The organism is Streptomyces sp. SM10 (genome assembly GCF_002910915.1).
Lineage (GTDB): Bacteria > Actinomycetota > Actinomycetes > Streptomycetales > Streptomycetaceae > Streptomyces.
This window is the reverse complement of record NZ_NEUF01000100.1, coordinates 42613-61580: the sequence shown is the minus strand read 5'-3', so window position 1 is coordinate 61580 and position 18968 is coordinate 42613. Positions and strand designations below refer to the sequence as shown.

The following is an 18968-nucleotide window of genomic DNA, read 5'->3' as shown; positions in this document are numbered from 1 at the left end:
AGACGCATACGCATGAGTCCCTACACCGCCACACGCCGCACCTTCCTCACCGGCGCACTCGCCGCCGCCGCCGGAGTCGCCCTCGGTGCGACGCCCGCCCGCGCCGCCGCACCGAGAGCGGCAGGCACCCAGGACTGGATGGGCGCCATCGCCGACGCCACCCCGCTGCGGCGCCTCACGATCCCGGGCACGCACAACTCGGGGGCGCGCTTCGGCGGCCCCTGGACGGAGTGCCAGAACACCACGATCGCCGCGCAGCTCGACAGCGGCATCCGCTTCCTCGACATCCGCTGCCGGATCAGCGGCGACGCGTACGCCATCCATCACGGGGCCTCGTACCAGCACCTGAACTTCGACGATGTCCTGGGCGCCTGCCGGGACTTCCTGGCCCGGCACCCCTCGGAGACGGTGCTGATGCGGCTCAAGCAGGAGTACTCCGAGGAGAGCGACGCCGCGTTCCGGCGGATCTTCGACCTCTACCTCGACGGCAAGGGCTGGCGTTCCCTCCTCCGCCTCGATCCCACGCTCCCGGACCTGGGCGGCGCGCGGGGCAGGGTCGTACTCCTCGCCGACAACGGGGGCCTGCCGGGCGTCCGGTACGCCGACTCCGCGCTCTTCGACATCCAGGACGACTACATGGCGGAGCCGTTCGCCAAGTATCCCAAGATCGAAGCGCAGTTCCGCAAGGCCGCGCAGCAGCCCGGCAAGCTGTTCATGAACTACGTGAGCACGGCCGCCCTGCTGCCGCCCCGCTGGAACTCCGACCGGCTCAACCCGCAGGTGCACGCGTTCATCGACGGGTCGGAGGCGTCCGGCTGGACCGGCCTCGGCATCGTCCCGCTGGACTATCCGGCGACCCGTTCCGGCCTGGTCGAGTCGCTGATCCGGCACAATCCGGCGGGCTGAGGCGCGCCGGTCCTGGACTCCCCGGGGGCGTCAGGCGGCGCGTGCGGCCTGCTTGACGGCGTAGGCGCACAGTCGGGTGCCGTAGAGGTCCAGGGCGTCGTCGGGGTCGTCGCCGTAGTGGGCGGCCACCTCGGGCCACCGGTCCCACGCGTAGAGCCGGGCGTGGCGGCGGTCGTCGTCCGTACGCCCGGAGGTTTCTGCCGGCCGGCTGTGCAGCCACCGCTGCCACTCCCGGTGGGCGGCGGGGTCGGCCGTGAGTTCCTCGTCCGGCCGGGGGGCCGCCTGTGCCCTCCGGTCCCGGGCGAGGGCGGCGGTGATGTACGCCGCCGGTCGTGCGGGACGCCGGTCGAGGGCCATGCCGACGAGTTCGGCGGCGATGTCGTGGGCCGCCAGGCCCCGGTCGATCAACGGGCGCAGGGCGAAGCCCAGTCGGCGCAGTCCCTCCCGCTGGGTCCAGCTGACGAGCGGCCGGACCTGCCGCGCGATCCCGATGTCGCGGGCCACCTGCCACGGGCTCCGGAGGGACGGGCCCGTGCCCTTCCTGACCCTCCTGGTGCTGCGGTTCGCCCGCGGGGTGTAGTTGATCCCACCGTCAAGGTCAGCAGGAGGCACATCGTGGTGGGACCCGAGAGAATGGGGTGCACGCGGTGCGGGCCGGACCGCGCCCGGACGCCGGTTGCCCACAGGGTGTGGGGAGGCGCGGACCGCGAGCATCCGGCCCTCGTCCGTCACCCCGAGCAGCCGTGCGCCGTAGCCGGTGCCGTCGAGCCGGTGCCCCATCGCGGCGTCGTACGCGGCCGGGATCGTCGCCGCGTAGATCGTCGCGGTAGCCGTGTACGCGCGCCCCGGGAGCCGGAGGTTCCTCTTCGAGCCGTGCCGCTGCCACGCCAGCGCGCCCAGCTCCCGCAGGACCCGGACATGGCGCTTCACCGTCGCCGTCGACACTCCGCACCGGGAGGCGGTGCCTTCGAGGTCGTAGAGGACGAATCCCAGTCGGTGGTCCATGCGCGCCGCGAGGTCCCGGGCCACGGCGAGTGTGGTTCCGCCCGCGCGCGGATGAAGGCCCGCCCCCACCAGCCAGGTCACGGCGCGCAGCCACGTGCGGGGGCGGGCGCGGCGGGCCGAGGTCGAGCCGACCTCCTGCGAGGTACGGGAAACGGGGGCCCATGCCGGATCAGGGCATGGCGGAGGAGCGCAGCGCGAAGCCGCGCCGGTGGTGCGGCGCATGAGGGTCCGTAGGGGTGGGGCGGGCCGGCTGTCCGGCCTGCCTGGGAGATCACGGCGGGCGGTCAGGCCTGCACCGCCGTACGGGCGCGCGGGCCGCGCGCTACGCGGCGCCCCGCGCGTCAGCGGCGAGCGTGAACCACACGGCCTTGTGGCTGGGGGTACAGCACCCGCAGACGTCCGACCCCCACGCCGAGGCGAGCGCTTCGAGGAGGATCAGCCCGCGCCCGCACTCCTGCGCGGGGCCGGTGCGGAGCCCGCCGGGCGCGGGCACGGTCCAGGGGGTGTCGTCGGCGACGGAGACGGTCACCTGTTCCGGGCCGACCGCCACATGGACGCGGATCAGTGACGTACGGGTGTGGCGGTGGGCGTTGGCGACGACCTCGGTGACGCAGAGCCGGGCGTCGTCGACGATTGCGCTGTGCGCGGTGCCGGTGAGCAGCGAGGTGACGAAGTGCCGTGCGATCCCGGCGGAACGCGCGGTGTTGGGCAGGGAGAGCCGGTAGTCCTCGCCGTCCTGACAGTGCGGTGATGCGGAGGGTGCGGTGGTGCTGGCGCTGGTCATGTCGTTCTCCCCACGTGGTGCGATCCGAACGGGCGCGTTGCTCGTTGACCGTGGTGGTGCGCCCGTACGGGGGCGCACCTGTGGCCGTACGTCGAGGGCCGGTGCGAAGCGAGGGAGATCCCTAATTCAGGTACCTGCATCGCATAACTAGTGATACGCCTCGATGTTCTGGGTAACGAGCGCCCAGTGGTTGAGGTACGGCCAGACTGGGATTCGACGGAAGGGAGATCCTGTGCCGCCAAGGAAGGTGCTCACGGTGCGGCAGCGCCGACTCGGCTCCGAACTGCGCAGGCTGAGGGAGCACGCGGGTATGACGCTCGCCCAGGCTGCCGAGCGGCTGGGGGCGGACCGCACCACCGTCAGCAACACGGAGTCCGGGCGGTTCGGTGTGAGTCCTCAGCGGGTGCGCGCGTGGGCCGACCACTACGAGTGCCCCGACGTGGCGTACGTCGACGCGCTCGCCGCAATGGCCGGAGAGCGTGTGAGCGGATGGTGGGAGCACTACCGGGGGGACCTGGCGAACGACGCCCTCGATCTCGCCGAGCTGGAGCATCACGCTGCTGCCATCCGGTCCGTGCAGGTCATGTATATGCCGGGGCTGTTGCAGACCGAGGACTATGCGCGCAGCGTCTTCTCCGAAAGCGTCCCGCCACCGAGTCCGGCGCGCCAGCGGCGTCTCCTGTCACATCGGTTGCAACGTCGCGATGTCCTCGACCGGGCGGACCCGCCCGACTGCACGTTCCTGATCCACGAGGCGGCGTTGCGGATGACCTACGGAAGCGTGGACGTCGCGCGAGGCCAACTTGCCCACCTCCTGGCCGAATCCGACCGTGGCAACGTCACCATCAGGGTGATTCCCTTTGCTGCCGGCGGCTTCCCGTTCGCCAGCAGTTCGGCGCACTACGTGTGCGGAGCCGTTCCGCAGCTCGACACCGTGCAGGTGGACACCGCGACCGGCTCGTCCTTCCTGGACGCCGAAACGAGCCTGACGAACTGGCGCGTCGCTCTGGACCGGACCGAGGAGCGGTCCCTCGACCCAGCGGGGTCGAGGGACTTCATCCTGAAGATCGCACAACAAGCATGAAGGCATGAGGATCATGGAAATTCAGTGGCACAAGTCCTCGAAGTCCTCGAACGCCGAGGGTTCGGACTGCCTCGAACTCGCCGAACACGAAGGCGAGATACTGCTGCGCGAGAGCGACCACCCGGACGTGGTCGTACGTACCACCCGCGCCAAGCTGCGGGCCTTCCTCGGCGGGGCCAAGGAGGGCGAGTTCGACGACCTGGCCTGAGCGGGCGCCACTCAGGAGGCTGCCGGGTCGGACGTGCGAGGTAAAAGCAGTTGTCGGAGTCGTACGGACGGCCGACCGTGGACCGATGAGCGAATCGTCTTCTCGGCCGGCTCCGGATCTGGATGCGCTGGCGGCGCTGTGGGAACAGCGATGGCCCGCCCCGCCGGGGGATCTTCAGCTGCGGCACGCTCACCCCGATCGGTGGGTGCGTTTCCACAGCCTTCCCGAATCCAAGCGGTACCCAGAAAGCCGCCCTTGAGTTCGGTCGCGATGTTGGTGTGTCCGGCGGTGACAGGCATCTTCTGTGGAGCTCCGTCGCTTCTGGCCCTGCTCACACCCCCGGTGGCGGTGTCGGGGCCCCCGGGAGCCGGATCGAGGCGACCGTGCCGCCGCCGTCCGCCGGGGTCAGAGCGATGTCGCCGCCGGCCTGCTGGACCGTGCGGGCCACGATGGAGAGGCCGAGGCCCGAGCCGGGGAGCTGGCGGGCCGAGGGGGAGCGCCAGAAGCGGTCGAAGACGTGCGGGAGGTCCTCGGCGGGGATGCCGGGACCGTGGTCCCGTACGGTCAGCTCGCCGCGGTGCAGGGAGACGTCGATCGTCCCGCGGGCCGGGCTGAACTTCACGGCGTTGTCCAGGACGTTGACGATCGCCCGCTCCAGGGCAGCCGGTTCCGCGCGTACGTACCAGGGGGCCAGCTCGGCGTTGATGGTCAGCTCGGGGCCGCGCAACCTGGCGCGCTGGAGGGCGGCACGGGCGACGTCGTGCAGCGCGACCACCTGGAGGGGGCCCGGCTGGGTGGCGTCGGGGCGCGACAGCTCCTGGAGGTCGCCGATCAGGGCGGCCAGCTCCGTCATCTGCGCCTTGACCGACGACATCAGTGCCTTGCGGTCGTCGGGCGGGATCGCCCGGCCCGTGTCGTCGCTGCGGGCGAGCAGTTCGATGTTCGTGCGGAGCGAGGTGAGCGGGGTGCGCAGTTCGTGCCCGGCGTCCGCGATGAGCTGCGACTGACGGTCGCGGGAGATGGCCAGGGAGCTGGTCATGGAGTTGAAGGAGCGGGAGAGCCGGGCGATCTCGTCCTCGCCCTCGGCGGGGATGCGGATGGTGAGGTCCTCGGTCTCGGCCACGTGGGCGACGGCGTGCGCGAGGTCGTCGACGGGGCGCAGACCGGTACGGGCGATCCACAGACCCGCCGCACCCGCGCCGAGGACGCCGATGCCCGAGACCAGGAGGAGGACCAGCGCGAGTTCGTTGAGCGGATCGGTGACCTGGTCCATCGGCATCGCCACGGAGACGGCGACTCCGGCCTGTCCTCCAGGTGTCCGGGCGGCCGAGGTGTAGACGCGCATCTCGGTACCGTCCTCGGCCTCGGTGGTGTGCACAGCGCTCTCACGCAGTCCGGCGGCGACGGCGCGGTCCTGAGTTTGTACAGGGATGGCCGTCTTCTCCGGCTGGGTGCAGGGGTCCGTGCCCGTCGCCGACACCAGTTGGATCGTGTACGGCGTCGGCAGCAGGCGAAGGTCGTCCGGCAGCTGGCCGGAGCAGCCCAGCTGGAGCAGCCGGATCGTGTCTCCGTTGGGCTTGACCTGGCTGAGTGTCGTGTCGAGTTGCTCGGTGAGCCGGTCCTTCGTGGTCAGCCAGCAAGCCGCCGCCACCGCCGCCACCGCCACCGCGACCGCCGTCGCGACCAGCAGGGCGAGGCGGGAGCGGAGCGGCAGGGCGCGGAGTCGGCGGGGGAGGCCGGTCACCCGTCACCGCCGCCGGAGCGCAGGGCGTAGCCGACGCCCCGCACCGTGTGGACGAGGCGCGGCTCGCCGCCCGCCTCGGTCTTGCGGCGCAGGTACATCACGTACACGTCCAGGGAGTTGGAGCTGGGTTCGAAGTCGAAGCCCCAGACGGCCTTGAGGATCTGCTCCCGGGTCAGCACCTGCCTCGGGTGGGCCAGGAACATCTCCAGGAGGGTGAACTCGGTGCGGGTGAGCTCCACCCGGCGGGTGCCCCGGGTGACCTCGCGGGTGCTGAGGTCCATGCGCAGGTCGGCGAAGGACAGCACGTCGTCGTCGGGGACGTCGGCGCCCGCCGCGACCGCGTAGGAGCTGCGGCGCAGCAGGGCGCGGATACGGGCGAAGAGCTCGTCCAGCTCGAAGGGCTTGACGAGGTAGTCGTCGGCTCCGGCGTCGAGGCCGGTGACCCGGTCGCCGACGGTGTCGCGGGCGGTGAGCATCAGGATCGGCGTGGTCGCCCCGGTGGACCGGATGCGCCGGGCGGCCGTGAGGCCGTCCATGCGGGGCATCTGGATGTCCAGGACGATCAGGTCGGGGGCGTACGCCTCGGTCTTCGCGAGGGCGTCGTAGCCGTCCACCGCCACCTCGGTCCCGTACCCCTCGAAGGCGAGGCTGCGCTGCAGGGCCTCGCGCACGGCGGGCTCGTCGTCGACGATCAGGACACGCTGCGGATCGTCTTCGGCGGGGCTCATCGCTTCTCGTCCTCTTCCTTCGTACCGGGTGCTGCGTGCTGGGTTCTCAGCCTCGCACGGCCGCCGTACGGCGTCGCGCTCCACGGCGCTTGCGGCTGTCGCCGCTGCGGATCTCGGCCGGACGGGGCGTGGCGGGGGCCGAGGCGGCCGGCTCGGTGACCAGGGCGAGGGGCAGGGCCGGTCCGGAGGGGCCGGTGTCCGTGGTGGTGTCAGGGTTCATGGGGCCCTCCTCGTCAGGAGCCGTTGCCGGCGCGCAGGGTGTCCAGGTCGGCCTTGACGGTGTCGATCGGGATGGCGAAGCCGAGGCCCACGCTGCCCGCCGCCTCCGAGCTGCCCGAGGAGCTGGCTGAACTGGGGGAGTACATCGCGGAGTTGATGCCGATGATCTCGCCGTTCATGTTGATGAGGGCGCCGCCGGAGTTGCCGGGGTTGAGCGAGGCGTCGGTCTGCAGTGCCTTGTACGTCGTCTTGGAGGAGCCGGTGTCGCCGTTGAACTGCCGGCCGCCGAACTCGAACGGCCAGTTCTGGTCGCCCTGTCGCTGCTGCTGCTGCTGTTGTTCCTGCTGGTCCTCCTTGGCGACCGTGACGTCGCGGTCCAGCGCCGAGATGATGCCGCTGGTGACGGTGCCGGTGAGGCCCTCGGGAGAGCCGATCGCCACGACCTCCTCGCCGACCTTCACCGAGGACGAGTCGCCGAGCGAGGCCGTCTTCAGGCCGCTCGCACCCTGGAGCTTGATGAGCGCCAGGTCCTTGTCGGGGTCCGTGCCGACGACGTCGGCGGTGTAGGTCTTGCCGGTGCTGAGGGTGACCTTGATCTGGGAGGCGCCGGAGACGACGTGGTTGTTGGTGACGATCTCGCCGTCCGCCGTGATGACGACTCCGGAGCCGGTGGCGTCGCCCGCCGACGACGTCGCACCGATCTCGACGATGGCCGGTGACGCCGCCGCCGCCACACCGGAGACGGTGCCGGCGCTGCTCTGCGAGACGGTGGTACCGCTGACGGAGCCGCCGGAGCCGGAGGTGGCGGAGTCACCGCCGGCGAGTTCGCCGATGAGGGTCGCGGTGCCGCCGCCGATCGCCGCGGCGGCGATCGCCACGGCCACCAGGAGGGCGAGGGGCCGCTTGACCCGGCGCTCGGGCTTCGGGGCGTCTGCTGACGGGAGGGGCTCGGGCGCCGGAGCCGGCCAGGCGTACGCGGCGGCAGGCGTCCCGGAGGCCGGCTGCTGGGGCTCGTACGCCGGCGGCGGCGGGTAGGCCGCCTCGCCACCACCGTACGAAGCGCTCCCCTGCGGCGCGCTGCCGTACGGGGAGCCGCCCTGCGGCGTGCTGCCGTAGGCGCCTTCGCCGTACGAGGCTGATTCGCCGTACGAACCGTTGTCGTGCGAGGGGGGCATCGGGTACTCGCCGCTCGGGCGGTGGCTGTCGGTCATGTCCCCGAGAGTGGACAGCGAACATGAGAGCAGCCTGAGCGCACGCTGAGAAGCCCGGCAGAACCGCGTATGCCCGATATAAGGAAGCGCCCCGCTACCGCGCGGTGACCGTCGGTTCCCCGCAGCCGCACGACCGGCGTACCACCAGCGCGGACGGGAACTGCTTGAGCCGCTCGCGCCGGGACCCCGAGACCCGCAGCGAGTCGTCGAGTACGAGGTCCACGGCCGCCCGGGCCATCGCCGGACGGTCCGAGAAGACCGTCGTCAGCGGCGGGTCGGTCAGCCCCGCTTCCTTGACGTCGTCGAAACCGGCCACCGCGAGCTCGCCGGGCACGTCGATCCGCAGCTCACGCGCGGCCCGCAGCACACCGATGGCCTGGTCGTCGGTCGAGCAGAAGATCGCCGGGGGCCGGTCGGGGCCGGCGAGGAGCTTCAGGGCCACCTGGTAGGCGTCGTAACGGTTGTACGGGGCGTGGAAGAGCCGGCCGTCGGTCGAACGTCCGGCCTCGTGCATCGCGCGGCGCCAGCCCTCGATGTGGTCGGCGACCGGGTCACCGACCACGGGGGTCGACTCCATGCCGCCGAGGCACGCCACGTAGGCGTTGCCGTGCTCCAGGAGGTGGCGGGTGGCGAGCTGGGCGCCGCCGATGTCGTCGGTGACGACCGCGACGTCGTCGATGGCCTCGGGGCGCTCGTGCAGCAGGACGACACGGGCGTCCCACGCCTCGATCTCCGCCGCCGCGCGCTCGCTGGGGCCCTGGCTCACCAGGATCAGCCCGGAGACCCGCATGCCGAGGAAGGCCCGCAGGTAGTGGACCTCGCGTTCGTCGCGGTAGTCCGAGTTGCCGACGAGCACCATTTTCCCGCGTTCGGCGGCGGCCTGCTCGACCGCGTGCGCCATCTCCGCGAAGAACGGCTGCCGGGCGTCCGGCACGATCATTCCTATGAGGTCCGTGCGCCGCGACGCCATCGCCTGCGCGACCCGGTCGGGCCGGTAGCCCAGCTCCTTGATCGCGGTGAGTACCCGCTCGCGCGTGGCCGGGGCGACCGGCCTGGGTCCGTTGTTGATGACGTAGCTGACGACCGCTGTCGAGGTCCCCGCCAGTCTCGCCACATCGTCCCGCGTCACCTTGGCCACGCGCGGCAGTCTACGCGGATCGACCTACCGCTTGGCAGGCCGGACCGGGGCTTCTTCCACGATCTCGGCCTCCGCCGACTGCTCCGAACGGGTGTGGCCCTCGGCCACCGGCTTCGAGGCCGCCCTGGCCTTGGCCTCCTCGGCCGCCCGGTCCACCTTCTCGGGGGTGACGAAGCGGTAGCCGACGTTGCGCACGGTGCCGATCAGCGACTCGTGCTCGGGGCCGAGCTTGGCCCGGAGCCGCCGGACGTGGACGTCGACCGTGCGGGTGCCGCCGAAGTAGTCGTAGCCCCAGACCTCCTGGAGCAGCTGGGCGCGGGTGAAGACCCGGCCGGGGTGCTGCGCGAGGTACTTGAGCAGTTCGAATTCCTTGAAGGTCAGGTCGAGGACCCGGCCCTTGAGCTTCGCGCTGTACGTCGCCTCGTCGACCGACAGATCGCCGTTGCGGATCTCCATCGGGGAGTCGTCGGAGGTGATCTGCTGGCGGCCGGTGGCCAGCCGGAGCCGGGCCTCGACCTCGGCGGGACCCGCGGTGTCCAGCAGGACGTCGTCGATGCCCCAGTCGGCGGTGACGGCCGCCAGACCGCCCTCCGTCACGACGAGGATCAGCGGACAGCCGGGCCCGGTGGACCGCAGCAGCTGGCACAGCGACCGCACCTGGGGGAGATCCCGGCGGCCGTCGATGAGAATGACGTCGGCACCAGGGGTGTCGACGAGGGCTGGGCCCTCGGCGGGGGCGACCCGCACACTGTGGAGCAGAAGACCGAGGGCGGGGAGCACCTCCGTCGACGGTTGAAGGGCATTCGTCAGCAGCAGTAGTGAACTCATCGCCGCCCACCTGCCTGGGTCGTCGGTCGATCGTGCACGTTCAGCTCGCCCATTACGTCGGTCCTCCTCGTTCCCTGCGAGAGGGGCACTCCCGGGTCGGACCCGGGGGAGTAGTGCGGCACTGCTTCGTACTCCCGTACGGCCATCACCCGCGACGACCGTCATACGGCTTTTACTGTGCGGTCCCGCGCCCCGGGGACCGCTGAGCTTGTGGAAACGTCGCCGTAACAACGCTCGGAAAGCACAAAAGGACCCGGGGGCTGCTTTGCCCGGATCCTCTTCGCAGCAGAATAGCCCACATGAGTTCAGTGTCCGAGGGTCGATTCACGAGTTCTTCTGTTCCCTCGATCACGCGGGTCCCCCGGCGCACCACATTGCTGACGGGTGACGGGGTGCGTATCGAGGCGGTGTACACCCCGTGTACGGCGCGGTCCGGGACGGGCGCGGGCGGGGCAGCCGGCGCGACGGCCGTCGTCCTCGCACACGGCTTCACCGGCGCCGCCGACCGGCCGGCGCTGTTGCGGGCGGCCGGGGTGTTCGCCCAGCGTGCGGCCGTGATCACGTTCTCCTTCCGGGGGCACGGGAGGTCCACCGGGAGGTCCACGGTGGGCGACCGGGAGGTCCTGGATCTGGCCGCCGCGGTCGCCTGGGCGAGATCGCTCGGACATCGCCGTGTCGTTACGGTCGGCTTCTCGATGGGCGGTTCCGTGGTGCTCCGGCACGCCGCTCTGTATACGGCGCCGGAAACCGAGGAATTCTTTGCCGAGGAATCACACGCCCCTGGGACCGAACGGGTGGAGCGGCGCGCGGAGGCGCACAAGGCGCACGGGGAGCGCACGGGAGCGCGTTCTCCGGGGCTCGCGGATGCGCACACGGACGCGGTCGTCGCCGTGAGCGCACCGGCCCGCTGGTACTACCGGGGCACGGCCCCGATGCGCCGACTGCACTGGGTCGTCACCCGTCCCGCAGGCCGGTTCGTCGGCCGCTTCGGCTTCCGCACCCGGATCCACCGGGAGGACTGGAACCCGGTGCCGCTCTCGCCGGTGGAAGCGGTCCCGCTGATCACCGCGCCGCTGCTCATCGTCCACGGCGACCAGGACCCGTACTTCCCCGTCGACCACCCGCGGATGCTCGCGGGGGCCGCGGGCGGCGGCGCGGAACTCTGGCTGGAGCGCGGCATGGGCCACGCGGAGAACGCCGCCGACGAGGGGCTGCTGAGCCGTATCGCCGACTGGACGGGGTCGGCGTGATCCATGATGGACAGCCGACGTACGAGGAAAGGGGTGCCGCCATGGCAGCGGGGACGATCCGTTACTGGGCCGCGGCCAAGGCCGCAGCGGGGACCGCGGAGGAGCCGTACGCGGCGGAGACGCTCGCCGAGGCGCTCGACGGGGTGCGCGAGCGGCACCCCGGTGAGCTGACGCGCGTGCTGCTCCGATGCTCGTTCCTGATCGACGGGAATCCTGTGGGGACCCGCGGTCATGAGACCGTACGGCTTGCCGAGGGCGGCACGGTCGAGGTGCTCCCGCCGTTCGCAGGAGGGTGAACCGCAGACCATGAGCAACAGCGATCAGCAGTATCCGTACGACCCGGGACACGGGCGGCGGGACCAGGGGCAGCAGCCCCACGACCCGGCGTTCGGGCAGCAGGACCCGCAGCAGCAGCAGCCGTACGACCCGGCGTTCGGGCAGCAGTCCGCGTACGGCCAGGAGCCCGCGTACGGGCAGCCGTACGAGCAGCAGACGTACGGACAGCAGCCGCAGCCGCACTCCTACGAGCCGCAACAGCAGCCGTACGGGCAGCCGCAGCCCCCCGTGTACCCGGAGCAGGGCGGTGCGCAGGGTGGCGACCAGGGCGCGACCCAGACCTGGCAGGGCCAGACCTGGGACACCCAGTACCAGCCGACGATCCAGCCGCAGCACCAGGACGCGCCTGCACCCGCTCCCGCCGCTCCGCAGGGCGCCCCGGCCGCCTACCCGCTGCCTCCCGAGGCTCCGCTGCCCCCTGAGGTCCCGGTGGGCTCCGTGGCCCCCGCGACCCCGGGCGCCTCGCCCGCCGCTCCCGACGGCTCCGGGTACAGCGCGCCCACGACCCTGGGCAACAGCCGGATCACCGACGCCCAGCGGGCCCGCGCCGAGGGGCGTTCGCCGATCATCGCACCGGGGATGCAGCCCGCCGCGATCACCGCGGGCCTCGGCCTGCTCCTCGCCCTCGGAGCCGCGATCGGCTCGTACGCCCTGCTCGTGCCCCTGGTCCTGCTCCAGGCCGTGACGGCTGCGGGGTGGTTCCGGCTCAACGGCATGTGGCCCGCCCGGCAGGGCATCGCCCTCGCCTTCGCGGGCGGTGTCGTGGGGGATGCGGTCCTGCTCGCGGCGGGCCGGAGCAACGCCCCGGCCGCCATCCTCGGCACGCTCGGCGTCTGGGTGCTCCTCACCCTGGTCCTCCAGTTGCGCAGCCACGCCGGGGCCGACGAGCGGATGTACGGCCTGACGGCCACCGTCGCGTCGTCGGCGCTCGCCGTGCTGGCGGCCGGACACCTGGCGGCCGTCCCGGACGCGGTGACGGTGGGCGGGGTCGCGGTCGCCGTGGCCGTGCTCGTCAAGGCGCTCCCGCTGCCCGGCCCCGCCTCGGTCGTGGTGGCCCTGCTCGCCTCGGCGGGGGCGGGAGCGGTCGCCGGGGCGTTCACGGACCTCGGTGCGCAGGCCGCGTTCCTCGGCTTCGCGGTCGGCGGCTGCGCGCTGATCGGACTGCGGGTCGCGAGCTACGACTATCCGTCCCGCTTCGTGCACATGACGGCAGGGGTGGCGCTGCCGCTCACCGCCGCGGCCCCCGCCGTCTACCTGATCGGCCGTGCCATCGCCTGACGTACGGGACGTTCCCGACGTTCCCGCACTCCTTCCCGGCGGACGGGAACCGGCCGGGCCTCCCGCTCGTCGGTCATTCCGGGCGCGCCGCACCGCGGCAGTAGGCTCACGTGCACCAGGGGTCCGGCCGGTTCGAGTGGGGGAACACAAGGCATGCGCGCACTGCGAATACTGCTGATCATCGCCGTGGTGCTGGGCGGCATCTTCGTCGCCGTCGACCGCGCCGCCGTGCACTTCGCGGAGTCCGAGGCCGAGGAGCGGGTGGCGTTCGGCGGCGCCGAGACCGGTTCGACCGACGTGTCGATCAAGGGGTTCCCCTTCCTGACCCAGGTGGCGGGGTCCGAGCTCGACCGGGTCGACGTCACGGTCGAGGACATCCGCGCCGAGGCGGCCGGGCGGGAGATACGGATCAGCGAGATCAGGGCCCAGCTGCGCCAGGTGACGCTGGGTGCCGGTTACACCAGCGCGACGGCCTCCCGGGCCACCGGGACCGCCGTCGTCTCGTACGCGGCCCTCACCGAGGCCGCCGACGAGGGCGTCACGGTCGCCTACGGCGGCAACGGCAAGGTGAAGGTCACCGGCACGGTCAAGATCCCGCTGGTGGGGCAGACGGTCACGCGCAGCGTGCTCTCCACGGTCACCCTGGTCGACGGCGACACCGTGAAGGTGCGCGCCGACGAGGTCCCGGGCGAGGGCATCCCCGGTCTCGAGGGCCTGGTCAGGAAGAAGACCGACTTCGAGCGCGGGATCGGCGGACTGCCGGACGGTCTGGAACTGGAGAAGATCGAGGTGGCTCCGGACGGCCTCGAGATATCGATGACCGGCTCCGACGTCGAACTCGCCGGCTGACGACCCGGCAGGGCGGCCTCGGACGACCTCCGGGCGCCCGGGGCAGGGGTCCGACGGAGGCGCGCACAGCAGCCGATCCAGATAATGAGACGACCTCGTCCGTTCCGTAGATGGCCGACGTCGACCCGATGCCGGTCTCCCGTCCGGCGCCTGCTCCCGGAGGTCAATCGTCTCGCATCGCGGACGATCGTGTCTCATCATCCGACACGACGGTGACATCTCCGCCCGAACCTCCCTACGATCGGACGCATGAAGCGACAGGCGGACCTCACGAAGCGGCGGGCAGTAGACCTGTGCCGCGTCGCCGCCATGCTCTGTCGCACTTTCTGAGCGGGACCTTCTCCCGTTTCCCCCGGCCCTTCGACGACGTCAGGGCCGAACCCGTGCCTTCCGTACGCGTTCCGCTCGCAGCACCTGCGCGTACACCTCGCACTCCGCACACCGCACAGCCCCGCCGCAGACTGCCCCGGAGGAGAAACACATGAGCCGCGCAGACGTTCTGGTCGACGCCGACTGGGTCGAGGCCCACATCGACGACCCGCAGGTCGCGATCGTCGAGGTCGACGAGGACACCTCGGCGTACGAGAAGAACCACATCAGGAACGCGGTCCGGATCGACTGGACCCAGGACCTCCAGGACCCGGTCCGCCGTGACTTCATCGACCAGGCCGGCTTCGAGAAGCTCCTGTCCGAGAAGGGCATCGGCAACGACACGACGGTCGTGCTCTACGGCGGCAACAACAACTGGTTCGCCTCCTACGCCTTCTGGTACTTCAAGCTCTACGGCCACCAGGACGTCCGCCTCCTCGACGGCGGCCGCAAGAAGTGGGAGCTCGACTCCCGCGACCTGACCGACGCCGTCCCGGCGCGCCCGGCCGCCCAGTACAAGGCCAAGGCCCAGGACGAGTCGATCCGCGCCTACCGCGACGACGTCGTGGCCGCCATCGGCAGCAAGAACCTCGTCGACGTCCGGTCGCCCGACGAGTTCAGCGGCAAGCTGCTCGCCCCGGCGCACCTCCCGCAGGAGCAGTCGCAGCGCCCCGGCCACGTGCCGAGCGCCCGCAACATCCCGTGGTCGAAGAACGCCAACGACGACGGCACGTTCAAGTCGGACGACGAGCTCAAGGCCCTGTACGAGGCCGAGCAGGTGGACCTGGCCAAGGACACCATCGCGTACTGCCGCATCGGCGAGCGCTCCGCGCTGACCTGGTTCGTGCTGCACGAGCTGCTCGGCCAGGAGAACGTCAAGAACTACGACGGTTCGTGGACCGAGTACGGCTCCCTCGTGGGCGTGCCGATCGAGCTCGGCGCCAACAAGTAACCACTCCGCAGGACCCGATCCCGCACGACGACCAGAAGGACAGAACACCATGTGTGGAGCACAGGCCGGCGGCCCCGACGCTTCGACGATCAAGCCGGGCGAGACGACCATCCAGGGCAGCGTGACCCGCGACGGCGAGCCCGTCACCGGCTACGTCCGTCTGCTGGACTCGACCGGTGAGTTCACCGCCGAGGTCCCGACCTCGGCGACCGGACAGTTCCGCTTCTACGCGGCCGAGGGCACCTGGACGCTCCGCGCCCTGGTTCCGGGCGGCACCGCCGACCGTACGGTCGTGGCGCAGACCGGTGGCCTCGCCGAGGTCGCCATCGCGGTGTAGTTCACGCGCACATACGGCCGGAGGGCCGCACCCCAGGGGGTTGGACGCCACCTGAGCAGGGGTGCGGCCCTTCGTGCCGTCCGCATGCGCTCCCGGGCGGACGAGCCCTACGCTGGACACATGTACGCCCGGCGCAGGCGCGCCTACTTCCTGATGATGGGCGGATGCCTCTTCCTCTTCGTCTCCGCCTGGGCCTTCGTGCGCCTGTGGTCCGTTCCGGCGGCGGTGGCGATGTGCGTGGTCGCGATGGTCATCCCGCCGGTCGCGGCGATCGTGGCCAACCGCAAGGGACCCGATGACCGCTGGTGGGACGATCCTGCAAGGGGCTCCCGGCCTCGGGATTCCGGCCCCCGGGACACCCCACACCCGAAGCCCTCGAAGTCCCCGAAGGCGGGGCGGGACGCCGGGCCGGGCCCGGCCGGGCAGAAGCGCACGGGTGACCCGACATCGGACGCCTGGTGGGACGAGCTCGACGGCAGGAACCGGCGCCAGTAGGCCGCCCCGGCCGGGCCGCGTCAGTAGACGAGCGCCTGGGCACCGTCGGCCATGGCCTCCTGCACGAAGACCTGGGCACCGGCGATCCGCACGCCGTCCAGGACGTCCTTCTCGGTGATGTCCCGCCGCGCCGCGCACTGGGTGCAGAGCGTGATGCCGCCGCCCGCCAGGATCGCGTCGACCAGATCCGGCAGCGGTGCGGCGTGCGGCAGTTCGAATTCGGCGGCGCGCCCCGGCAGGGCGAACCAGGCGGACTCACCGGTCAGCCACAGCGAGACCTCGACCCCGCTGGCGACGGCCACGGCCGCCACGGTGAAGGCCTGCGAGCAGCGCTCGGGGGCGTCGGCTCCGGCGGTCACCTTGATCACGAGCTTCTTCGGCATGTACCGAACTGTAATCCTCGGCCGTGCAACCTCCCCTGTGACCTGTGGGTCAGTTGTGTGCGCAGGTAATGGAATCTGCGCCTCAGGTCTCTTGGGGGGACCCTTTTGGAACCGAACGACACCAGTTCTGACGTGTCGGCCGAACCGACGCCCACGTCACCGGCCGAGACGCCCGCGCCACCGGCCAATCCCTTTGCCGCACCGGCCGAGCCGCCCGCCGTCCCCGGACGCCCGCGCCCTCGGGGCCGTACGACGCTGCTGATCGCCGCGGCGGCTCTGCTCGGCATATCCGGCGGCACGGCGGTCGGCTACGGCATCCAGGCCGAGCGGCCTCCGACGCCGCTGCCCGCGCTGTCGCAGACGGAGCTGGCCTACCCGGCGAAGGTGCTTCCCGCGGACAAGGTCCCGGCCCCGCTGCCCGCCTCGCAGGACCGGCGGGCCAAGACGGACGGTGACCTGCGCAAGCTGCTCCTGGACCGCCCGGCGGGCTGGAGCGAGAACAAGAACGCGGACTGGCTGAACGACGGCTGGGTCAGCGTGGGGTCCCTCGCGCGCGACTACGACGACCAGGGCGGGATGTTCGAGTACCTCCTGGAGTCCGGCATCCGCCGTGTCGCGGGGGTCGCCTGGAAGAAGGGCGAATACCGGGAGGTGACGATCACGCTCACGCAGTTCTCCCCCGGGACGGACGCGTCGGCGGCCGACTACGCCGACGGCCAGCGCTCCTACATGGCCTCGGACGAGTACGCGGGCAACGAGGGCGACCTGGTCAAGGGCAGTGGCGAGGGCCGTTACTACCTCTACGACGTCGACCGGAAGCCCGGCTACCTGCCCACCTACCAGGCCAGAGCCGTCATGCACCGCAGCGACATCATGATCGAGATCAATCTCTTCGACACCCGGCCGATCAGCAAGAAGGACATCCGGACGTTGGCCGAGCGACAGCTGGAGCGCGTGTGAACGACATGACCCCGCCCGAGCCCTCCGGCGCGGCGCCGCTCCCCGACGCCCCGAACGCCCCCGACGCCCCGAACGCCCCCGACGCCGCCGACACCCCGGACGCCCCCGTGCGATCCCGTCGGGCCCGGCGGATGCTGCTCACGGCTCTTCCCTTCGTGCTGGTGCTGGGCGCTGTAGGAGGCGCCGCCGCGTACACGAAGGTCACGGTGGACGGCGCGGACCGCACCGTGGAGACCACCTTCTGGAAGGTGTCCGCCCCGGAGTCCGACAAGGACCCCGCGGGCGACATCGCCCGGGGAAGGTCGGACACCGAGCTCAGCAAGCTGCTGCTTCCCGTGCCCGAGGGGTACCGGCTGGGCCCGGACGACGGCGAGTACGGAAACGACGGCGAGGTGGGCGGCAAGCAGGCCGTCGCCGCGATGAAGGAGTCCAGCCACGGGCTCGCCGGCAAGGATGCCCGCGAGTACGAGAAGCGGATCGACAAGCTCCGGGTGCAGGGCCTCGCCGTGCGGTCGTACGTGGCCCAGGGGAACGAACTGGAGGTGCACGCCGAGATCGTCCGGATGAAGGACAAGGGCGCCGTGCGCAACTTCTACACCTTCCAGACAGAGCTGTTCGACCTCGTCGGGATCTTCCGCGACGGCCCGAAGGTCAAGGGCCACACCAGCAAGGCGACCTGCTACCTGCAGCCCAAGGACAGCGACAGCGACATCGAGGACATGGTGTGCGCGGCGTACGACGGTGAGCTGAGCATCACCTACGTGGCGACCGGCACCAAGCCCGTCGACAAGGCGGCCGTCGCCGAACTGCTGAAGGACCAGCTGGACCACATCACCTCCCCGGGGGAGTACATATGACCGAGCAGACGGCCGCGCCGACCGACACGGCCGCGCCGGCCGTTCCCGCCGCGGCCACCTTCCCGCCGGTCCCGCAGGACCCGCCGGCCCCTTCCGCTCAGGACTCCGCCCCGGACCCGGAGTCCGCCGCGCCCCGCCCGCCGCGCCGCGTCCTGCGGGCCGTCCTGCGGTGGACGGCCGCCGTGCTCGTCATGGGCGGGCTGGGAGCGGGCGCGGTCGCCGGGATCACGTCGATGAAGCGCACCGACGTGCCGGGGCTCGCCACGCGGGACGACGGCCGTTGGGACTACCCGGTGCTGAGCCTGCCGGCCCTTCCCGCAGGCATGCCCCGCCCGTACGGCAGCACCAACATCGCCGAGGTCCACCACGCCGATCTGCGGCGCCTGCTGCTGCCGGCGCCGGCCGGAGCCACCGCGGACAAGAAGCTCGACGGTGGCTGGGTGGACACCGCCGGCTACGTTGCCGAGTACGGCAAGGACGACCGTGCCGCCCTCACCCAGTACCTGAAGGACTCCTCGCTGCGGCACGTAGCCGCTCGCGGCTGGACCATGCCGGACGGCACGTCGTCCCGGATCTACCTGCTCCAGTTCAACTCGGTGGCACACTCCACCGGCTTCCAGCACGAACTCTTCAAGGGGGGATCGCTCACGCGCCCGCTCGTCGGGACGACCGAGTCACTCTTCGACGAGGACTGGCAGTCCGACGCGAAGGCGGACAACACCGCGACGTACGTCTACACCGAAGCCGAGCCCCACGGCTCGGAGCAGGTCCGCCACGCCTACGTGCTGGCCGGGGACACCGTCGCCCTGATCGTCCACAGCCGCAAGGGCAGGGCCGGCACGGACGCCGTCCCGTTCCACCAGACGCTGATCCTGCAGAACCAGCTGCTCGGCTGAGCCGACCGGCCCGGGCGAAGACCCGGGAGGCCGCTCCGGGCCCCCACCCATTAGGCTGGGGGCCCGGCCGCCTGCTGCCGTCTTGTCGTTCGTTCCGAGGAGCTCCCGTGCTTGAGGCTTTCTTCTCCGCCCTGCTGGTCCTGGTCTGCGT

23 protein-coding genes are annotated in these 18968 nt (G+C 71.5%); 14 read left to right on the top strand and 9 right to left on the bottom strand.

The genetic code is table 11. The features are described from left to right. Positions 1-12: 12 nt before the first annotated feature. Entirely contained in the window at positions 13-906 is an 894-nt protein-coding gene (locus B9S57_RS15035) for a phosphatidylinositol-specific phospholipase C (protein WP_103516073.1), read from the top strand. A gap of 30 nt (positions 907-936) precedes the next feature. On the opposite strand, the gene B9S57_RS15030 is transcribed toward B9S57_RS15035, so the two are convergent. Further along, positions 937-1992, bottom strand: coding sequence for a cell wall protein (locus B9S57_RS15030; protein ID WP_146057758.1), 1056 nt, complete (start codon positions 1990-1992; stop codon positions 937-939). A 241-nt stretch (positions 1993-2233) separates the two neighbouring features. Continuing rightward, positions 2234-2695 (bottom strand): ATP-binding protein, encoded by a 462-nt coding sequence (locus tag B9S57_RS15025; protein ID WP_103516071.1) that lies wholly within the window; start codon positions 2693-2695, stop codon positions 2234-2236. 232 nt (positions 2696-2927) lie between these two features. Here B9S57_RS15025 and B9S57_RS15020 point away from each other — a divergent pair, with 232 nt between their 5' ends. Both B9S57_RS15020 and B9S57_RS15015 read left to right on the top strand, forming a co-directional pair. Then, the gene (locus tag B9S57_RS15020) at positions 2928-3779 is read left to right on the top strand and encodes a helix-turn-helix transcriptional regulator (protein WP_103516070.1); all 852 of its coding nucleotides are present in this window, start codon (positions 2928-2930) and stop codon (positions 3777-3779) included. Positions 3780-3792: 13 nt separating this feature from the next. Next, positions 3793-3987: a DUF397 domain-containing protein gene (locus tag B9S57_RS15015; RefSeq protein ID WP_103516125.1), complete on the top strand. Its 195-nt coding sequence runs from the start codon at positions 3793-3795 to the stop codon at positions 3985-3987. 331 nt (positions 3988-4318) lie between these two features. Here the strand turns inward: B9S57_RS15015 and B9S57_RS15010 are convergent, their stop codons facing one another. From B9S57_RS15010 to B9S57_RS14990, 6 genes are all read right to left on the bottom strand, one after another. Further along, on the bottom strand, positions 4319-5731 hold the full coding sequence (locus B9S57_RS15010; RefSeq protein WP_103516069.1) for a cell wall metabolism sensor histidine kinase WalK: 1413 nt from the start codon (positions 5729-5731) through the stop codon (positions 4319-4321). Beyond that, the gene (locus B9S57_RS15005) at positions 5728-6459 is read right to left on the bottom strand and encodes a response regulator transcription factor (RefSeq protein WP_103516068.1); all 732 of its coding nucleotides are present in this window, start codon (positions 6457-6459) and stop codon (positions 5728-5730) included. Before B9S57_RS15005 ends, B9S57_RS15010 begins: the two co-directional genes overlap by 4 nt. Before the next feature lie 46 nt (positions 6460-6505). Further along, positions 6506-6679 (bottom strand): hypothetical protein, encoded by a 174-nt coding sequence (locus B9S57_RS34475; protein ID WP_181011347.1) that lies wholly within the window; start codon positions 6677-6679, stop codon positions 6506-6508. A 13-nt stretch (positions 6680-6692) separates the two neighbouring features. Next, on the bottom strand, positions 6693-7889 hold the full coding sequence (locus B9S57_RS15000; RefSeq protein WP_103516067.1) for a S1C family serine protease: 1197 nt from the start codon (positions 7887-7889) through the stop codon (positions 6693-6695). 94 nt (positions 7890-7983) lie between these two features. Beyond that, a complete protein-coding gene (locus tag B9S57_RS14995) occupies positions 7984-9027 on the bottom strand; it encodes a LacI family DNA-binding transcriptional regulator (protein ID WP_103516066.1) in 1044 nt (347 codons plus the stop codon). A 24-nt stretch (positions 9028-9051) separates the two neighbouring features. Continuing rightward, positions 9052-9855, bottom strand: a complete 804-nt coding sequence (locus tag B9S57_RS14990) for a response regulator transcription factor (protein WP_103516065.1) — start codon at positions 9853-9855, stop codon at positions 9052-9054. Positions 9856-10154: 299 nt separating this feature from the next. On the opposite strand from B9S57_RS14990, the gene B9S57_RS14985 reads away from it, so the two are divergent. From B9S57_RS14985 to B9S57_RS14955, 8 genes are all read left to right on the top strand, one after another. Next, positions 10155-11105 (top strand): alpha/beta hydrolase, encoded by a 951-nt coding sequence (locus tag B9S57_RS14985; RefSeq protein ID WP_103516064.1) that lies wholly within the window; start codon positions 10155-10157, stop codon positions 11103-11105. A gap of 41 nt (positions 11106-11146) precedes the next feature. Further along, positions 11147-11401 (top strand): MoaD/ThiS family protein, encoded by a 255-nt coding sequence (locus tag B9S57_RS14980; RefSeq protein WP_103516063.1) that lies wholly within the window; start codon positions 11147-11149, stop codon positions 11399-11401. 10 nt (positions 11402-11411) lie between these two features. Continuing rightward, the gene (locus B9S57_RS14975; protein WP_103516062.1) at positions 11412-12719 is read left to right on the top strand and encodes a hypothetical protein; all 1308 of its coding nucleotides are present in this window, start codon (positions 11412-11414) and stop codon (positions 12717-12719) included. Positions 12720-12872: 153 nt separating this feature from the next. After that, positions 12873-13568 carry a DUF2993 domain-containing protein gene (locus B9S57_RS14970; RefSeq protein WP_103516061.1) on the top strand — a complete coding sequence of 232 codons (696 nt, stop codon included), beginning with the start codon at positions 12873-12875 and terminating at the stop codon, positions 13566-13568. A 249-nt stretch (positions 13569-13817) separates the two neighbouring features. Continuing rightward, the gene (locus tag B9S57_RS36390; protein WP_350310325.1) at positions 13818-13898 is read left to right on the top strand and encodes a putative leader peptide; all 81 of its coding nucleotides are present in this window, start codon (positions 13818-13820) and stop codon (positions 13896-13898) included. Positions 13899-14049: 151 nt separating this feature from the next. After that, entirely contained in the window at positions 14050-14889 is an 840-nt protein-coding gene (locus tag B9S57_RS14965; RefSeq protein WP_103516060.1) for a sulfurtransferase, read from the top strand. 49 nt (positions 14890-14938) lie between these two features. After that, complete coding sequence (locus tag B9S57_RS14960; RefSeq protein WP_014154938.1) at positions 14939-15226, top strand: DUF1416 domain-containing protein; 288 nt, start codon at positions 14939-14941, stop codon at positions 15224-15226. A 120-nt stretch (positions 15227-15346) separates the two neighbouring features. Beyond that, positions 15347-15721, top strand: coding sequence for a DUF3099 domain-containing protein (locus B9S57_RS14955; RefSeq protein WP_103516059.1), 375 nt, complete (start codon positions 15347-15349; stop codon positions 15719-15721). 20 nt (positions 15722-15741) lie between these two features. On the opposite strand, the gene B9S57_RS14950 is transcribed toward B9S57_RS14955, so the two are convergent. Further along, a complete protein-coding gene (locus B9S57_RS14950; RefSeq protein WP_103516058.1) occupies positions 15742-16104 on the bottom strand; it encodes a DsrE family protein in 363 nt (120 codons plus the stop codon). 132 nt (positions 16105-16236) lie between these two features. On the opposite strand from B9S57_RS14950, the gene B9S57_RS14945 reads away from it, so the two are divergent. The 3 genes from B9S57_RS14945 to B9S57_RS14935 all read left to right on the top strand — a co-directional run bounded on the left by B9S57_RS14945 (position 16237) and on the right by B9S57_RS14935 (position 18817). Further along, complete coding sequence (locus B9S57_RS14945; protein ID WP_374935938.1) at positions 16237-17064, top strand: hypothetical protein; 828 nt, start codon at positions 16237-16239, stop codon at positions 17062-17064. A gap of 131 nt (positions 17065-17195) precedes the next feature. Next, positions 17196-17921, top strand: a complete 726-nt coding sequence (locus tag B9S57_RS14940) for a hypothetical protein (RefSeq protein WP_374935939.1) — start codon at positions 17196-17198, stop codon at positions 17919-17921. Then, positions 17918-18817, top strand: coding sequence for a hypothetical protein (locus B9S57_RS14935; protein WP_103516056.1), 900 nt, complete (start codon positions 17918-17920; stop codon positions 18815-18817). Before B9S57_RS14940 ends, B9S57_RS14935 begins: the two co-directional genes overlap by 4 nt. The last annotated feature ends 151 nt before the right edge of the window (positions 18818-18968 follow it).

What these genes read in the sequence shown, in the direction of transcription:
- B9S57_RS15035 (WP_103516073.1), top strand. Translation starts at nt 13, where the DNA reads ATGAGTCCCTACACCGCCACACGCCGCACCTTCCTCACCGGCGCACTC.
- B9S57_RS15025 (WP_103516071.1), bottom strand. Translation starts at nt 2,695, where the DNA reads ATGACCAGCGCCAGCACCACCGCACCCTCCGCATCACCGCACTGTCAG.
- B9S57_RS15015 (WP_103516125.1), top strand. Translation starts at nt 3,793, where the DNA reads ATGGAAATTCAGTGGCACAAGTCCTCGAAGTCCTCGAACGCCGAGGGT.
- B9S57_RS15005 (WP_103516068.1), bottom strand. Translation starts at nt 6,459, where the DNA reads ATGAGCCCCGCCGAAGACGATCCGCAGCGTGTCCTGATCGTCGACGAC.
- B9S57_RS34475 (WP_181011347.1), bottom strand. Translation starts at nt 6,679, where the DNA reads ATGAACCCTGACACCACCACGGACACCGGCCCCTCCGGACCGGCCCTG.
- B9S57_RS15000 (WP_103516067.1), bottom strand. Translation starts at nt 7,889, where the DNA reads ATGACCGACAGCCACCGCCCGAGCGGCGAGTACCCGATGCCCCCCTCG.
- B9S57_RS14990 (WP_103516065.1), bottom strand. Translation starts at nt 9,855, where the DNA reads ATGAGTTCACTACTGCTGCTGACGAATGCCCTTCAACCGTCGACGGAG.
- B9S57_RS14985 (WP_103516064.1), top strand. Translation starts at nt 10,155, where the DNA reads ATGAGTTCAGTGTCCGAGGGTCGATTCACGAGTTCTTCTGTTCCCTCG.
- B9S57_RS14980 (WP_103516063.1), top strand. Translation starts at nt 11,147, where the DNA reads ATGGCAGCGGGGACGATCCGTTACTGGGCCGCGGCCAAGGCCGCAGCG.
- B9S57_RS14975 (WP_103516062.1), top strand. Translation starts at nt 11,412, where the DNA reads ATGAGCAACAGCGATCAGCAGTATCCGTACGACCCGGGACACGGGCGG.
- B9S57_RS14970 (WP_103516061.1), top strand. Translation starts at nt 12,873, where the DNA reads ATGCGCGCACTGCGAATACTGCTGATCATCGCCGTGGTGCTGGGCGGC.
- B9S57_RS36390 (WP_350310325.1), top strand. Translation starts at nt 13,818, where the DNA reads ATGAAGCGACAGGCGGACCTCACGAAGCGGCGGGCAGTAGACCTGTGC.
- B9S57_RS14965 (WP_103516060.1), top strand. Translation starts at nt 14,050, where the DNA reads ATGAGCCGCGCAGACGTTCTGGTCGACGCCGACTGGGTCGAGGCCCAC.
- B9S57_RS14960 (WP_014154938.1), top strand. Translation starts at nt 14,939, where the DNA reads ATGTGTGGAGCACAGGCCGGCGGCCCCGACGCTTCGACGATCAAGCCG.
- B9S57_RS14955 (WP_103516059.1), top strand. Translation starts at nt 15,347, where the DNA reads ATGTACGCCCGGCGCAGGCGCGCCTACTTCCTGATGATGGGCGGATGC.
- B9S57_RS14950 (WP_103516058.1), bottom strand. Translation starts at nt 16,104, where the DNA reads ATGCCGAAGAAGCTCGTGATCAAGGTGACCGCCGGAGCCGACGCCCCC.
- B9S57_RS14940 (WP_374935939.1), top strand. Translation starts at nt 17,196, where the DNA reads ATGCTGCTCACGGCTCTTCCCTTCGTGCTGGTGCTGGGCGCTGTAGGA.
- B9S57_RS14935 (WP_103516056.1), top strand. Translation starts at nt 17,918, where the DNA reads ATGACCGAGCAGACGGCCGCGCCGACCGACACGGCCGCGCCGGCCGTT.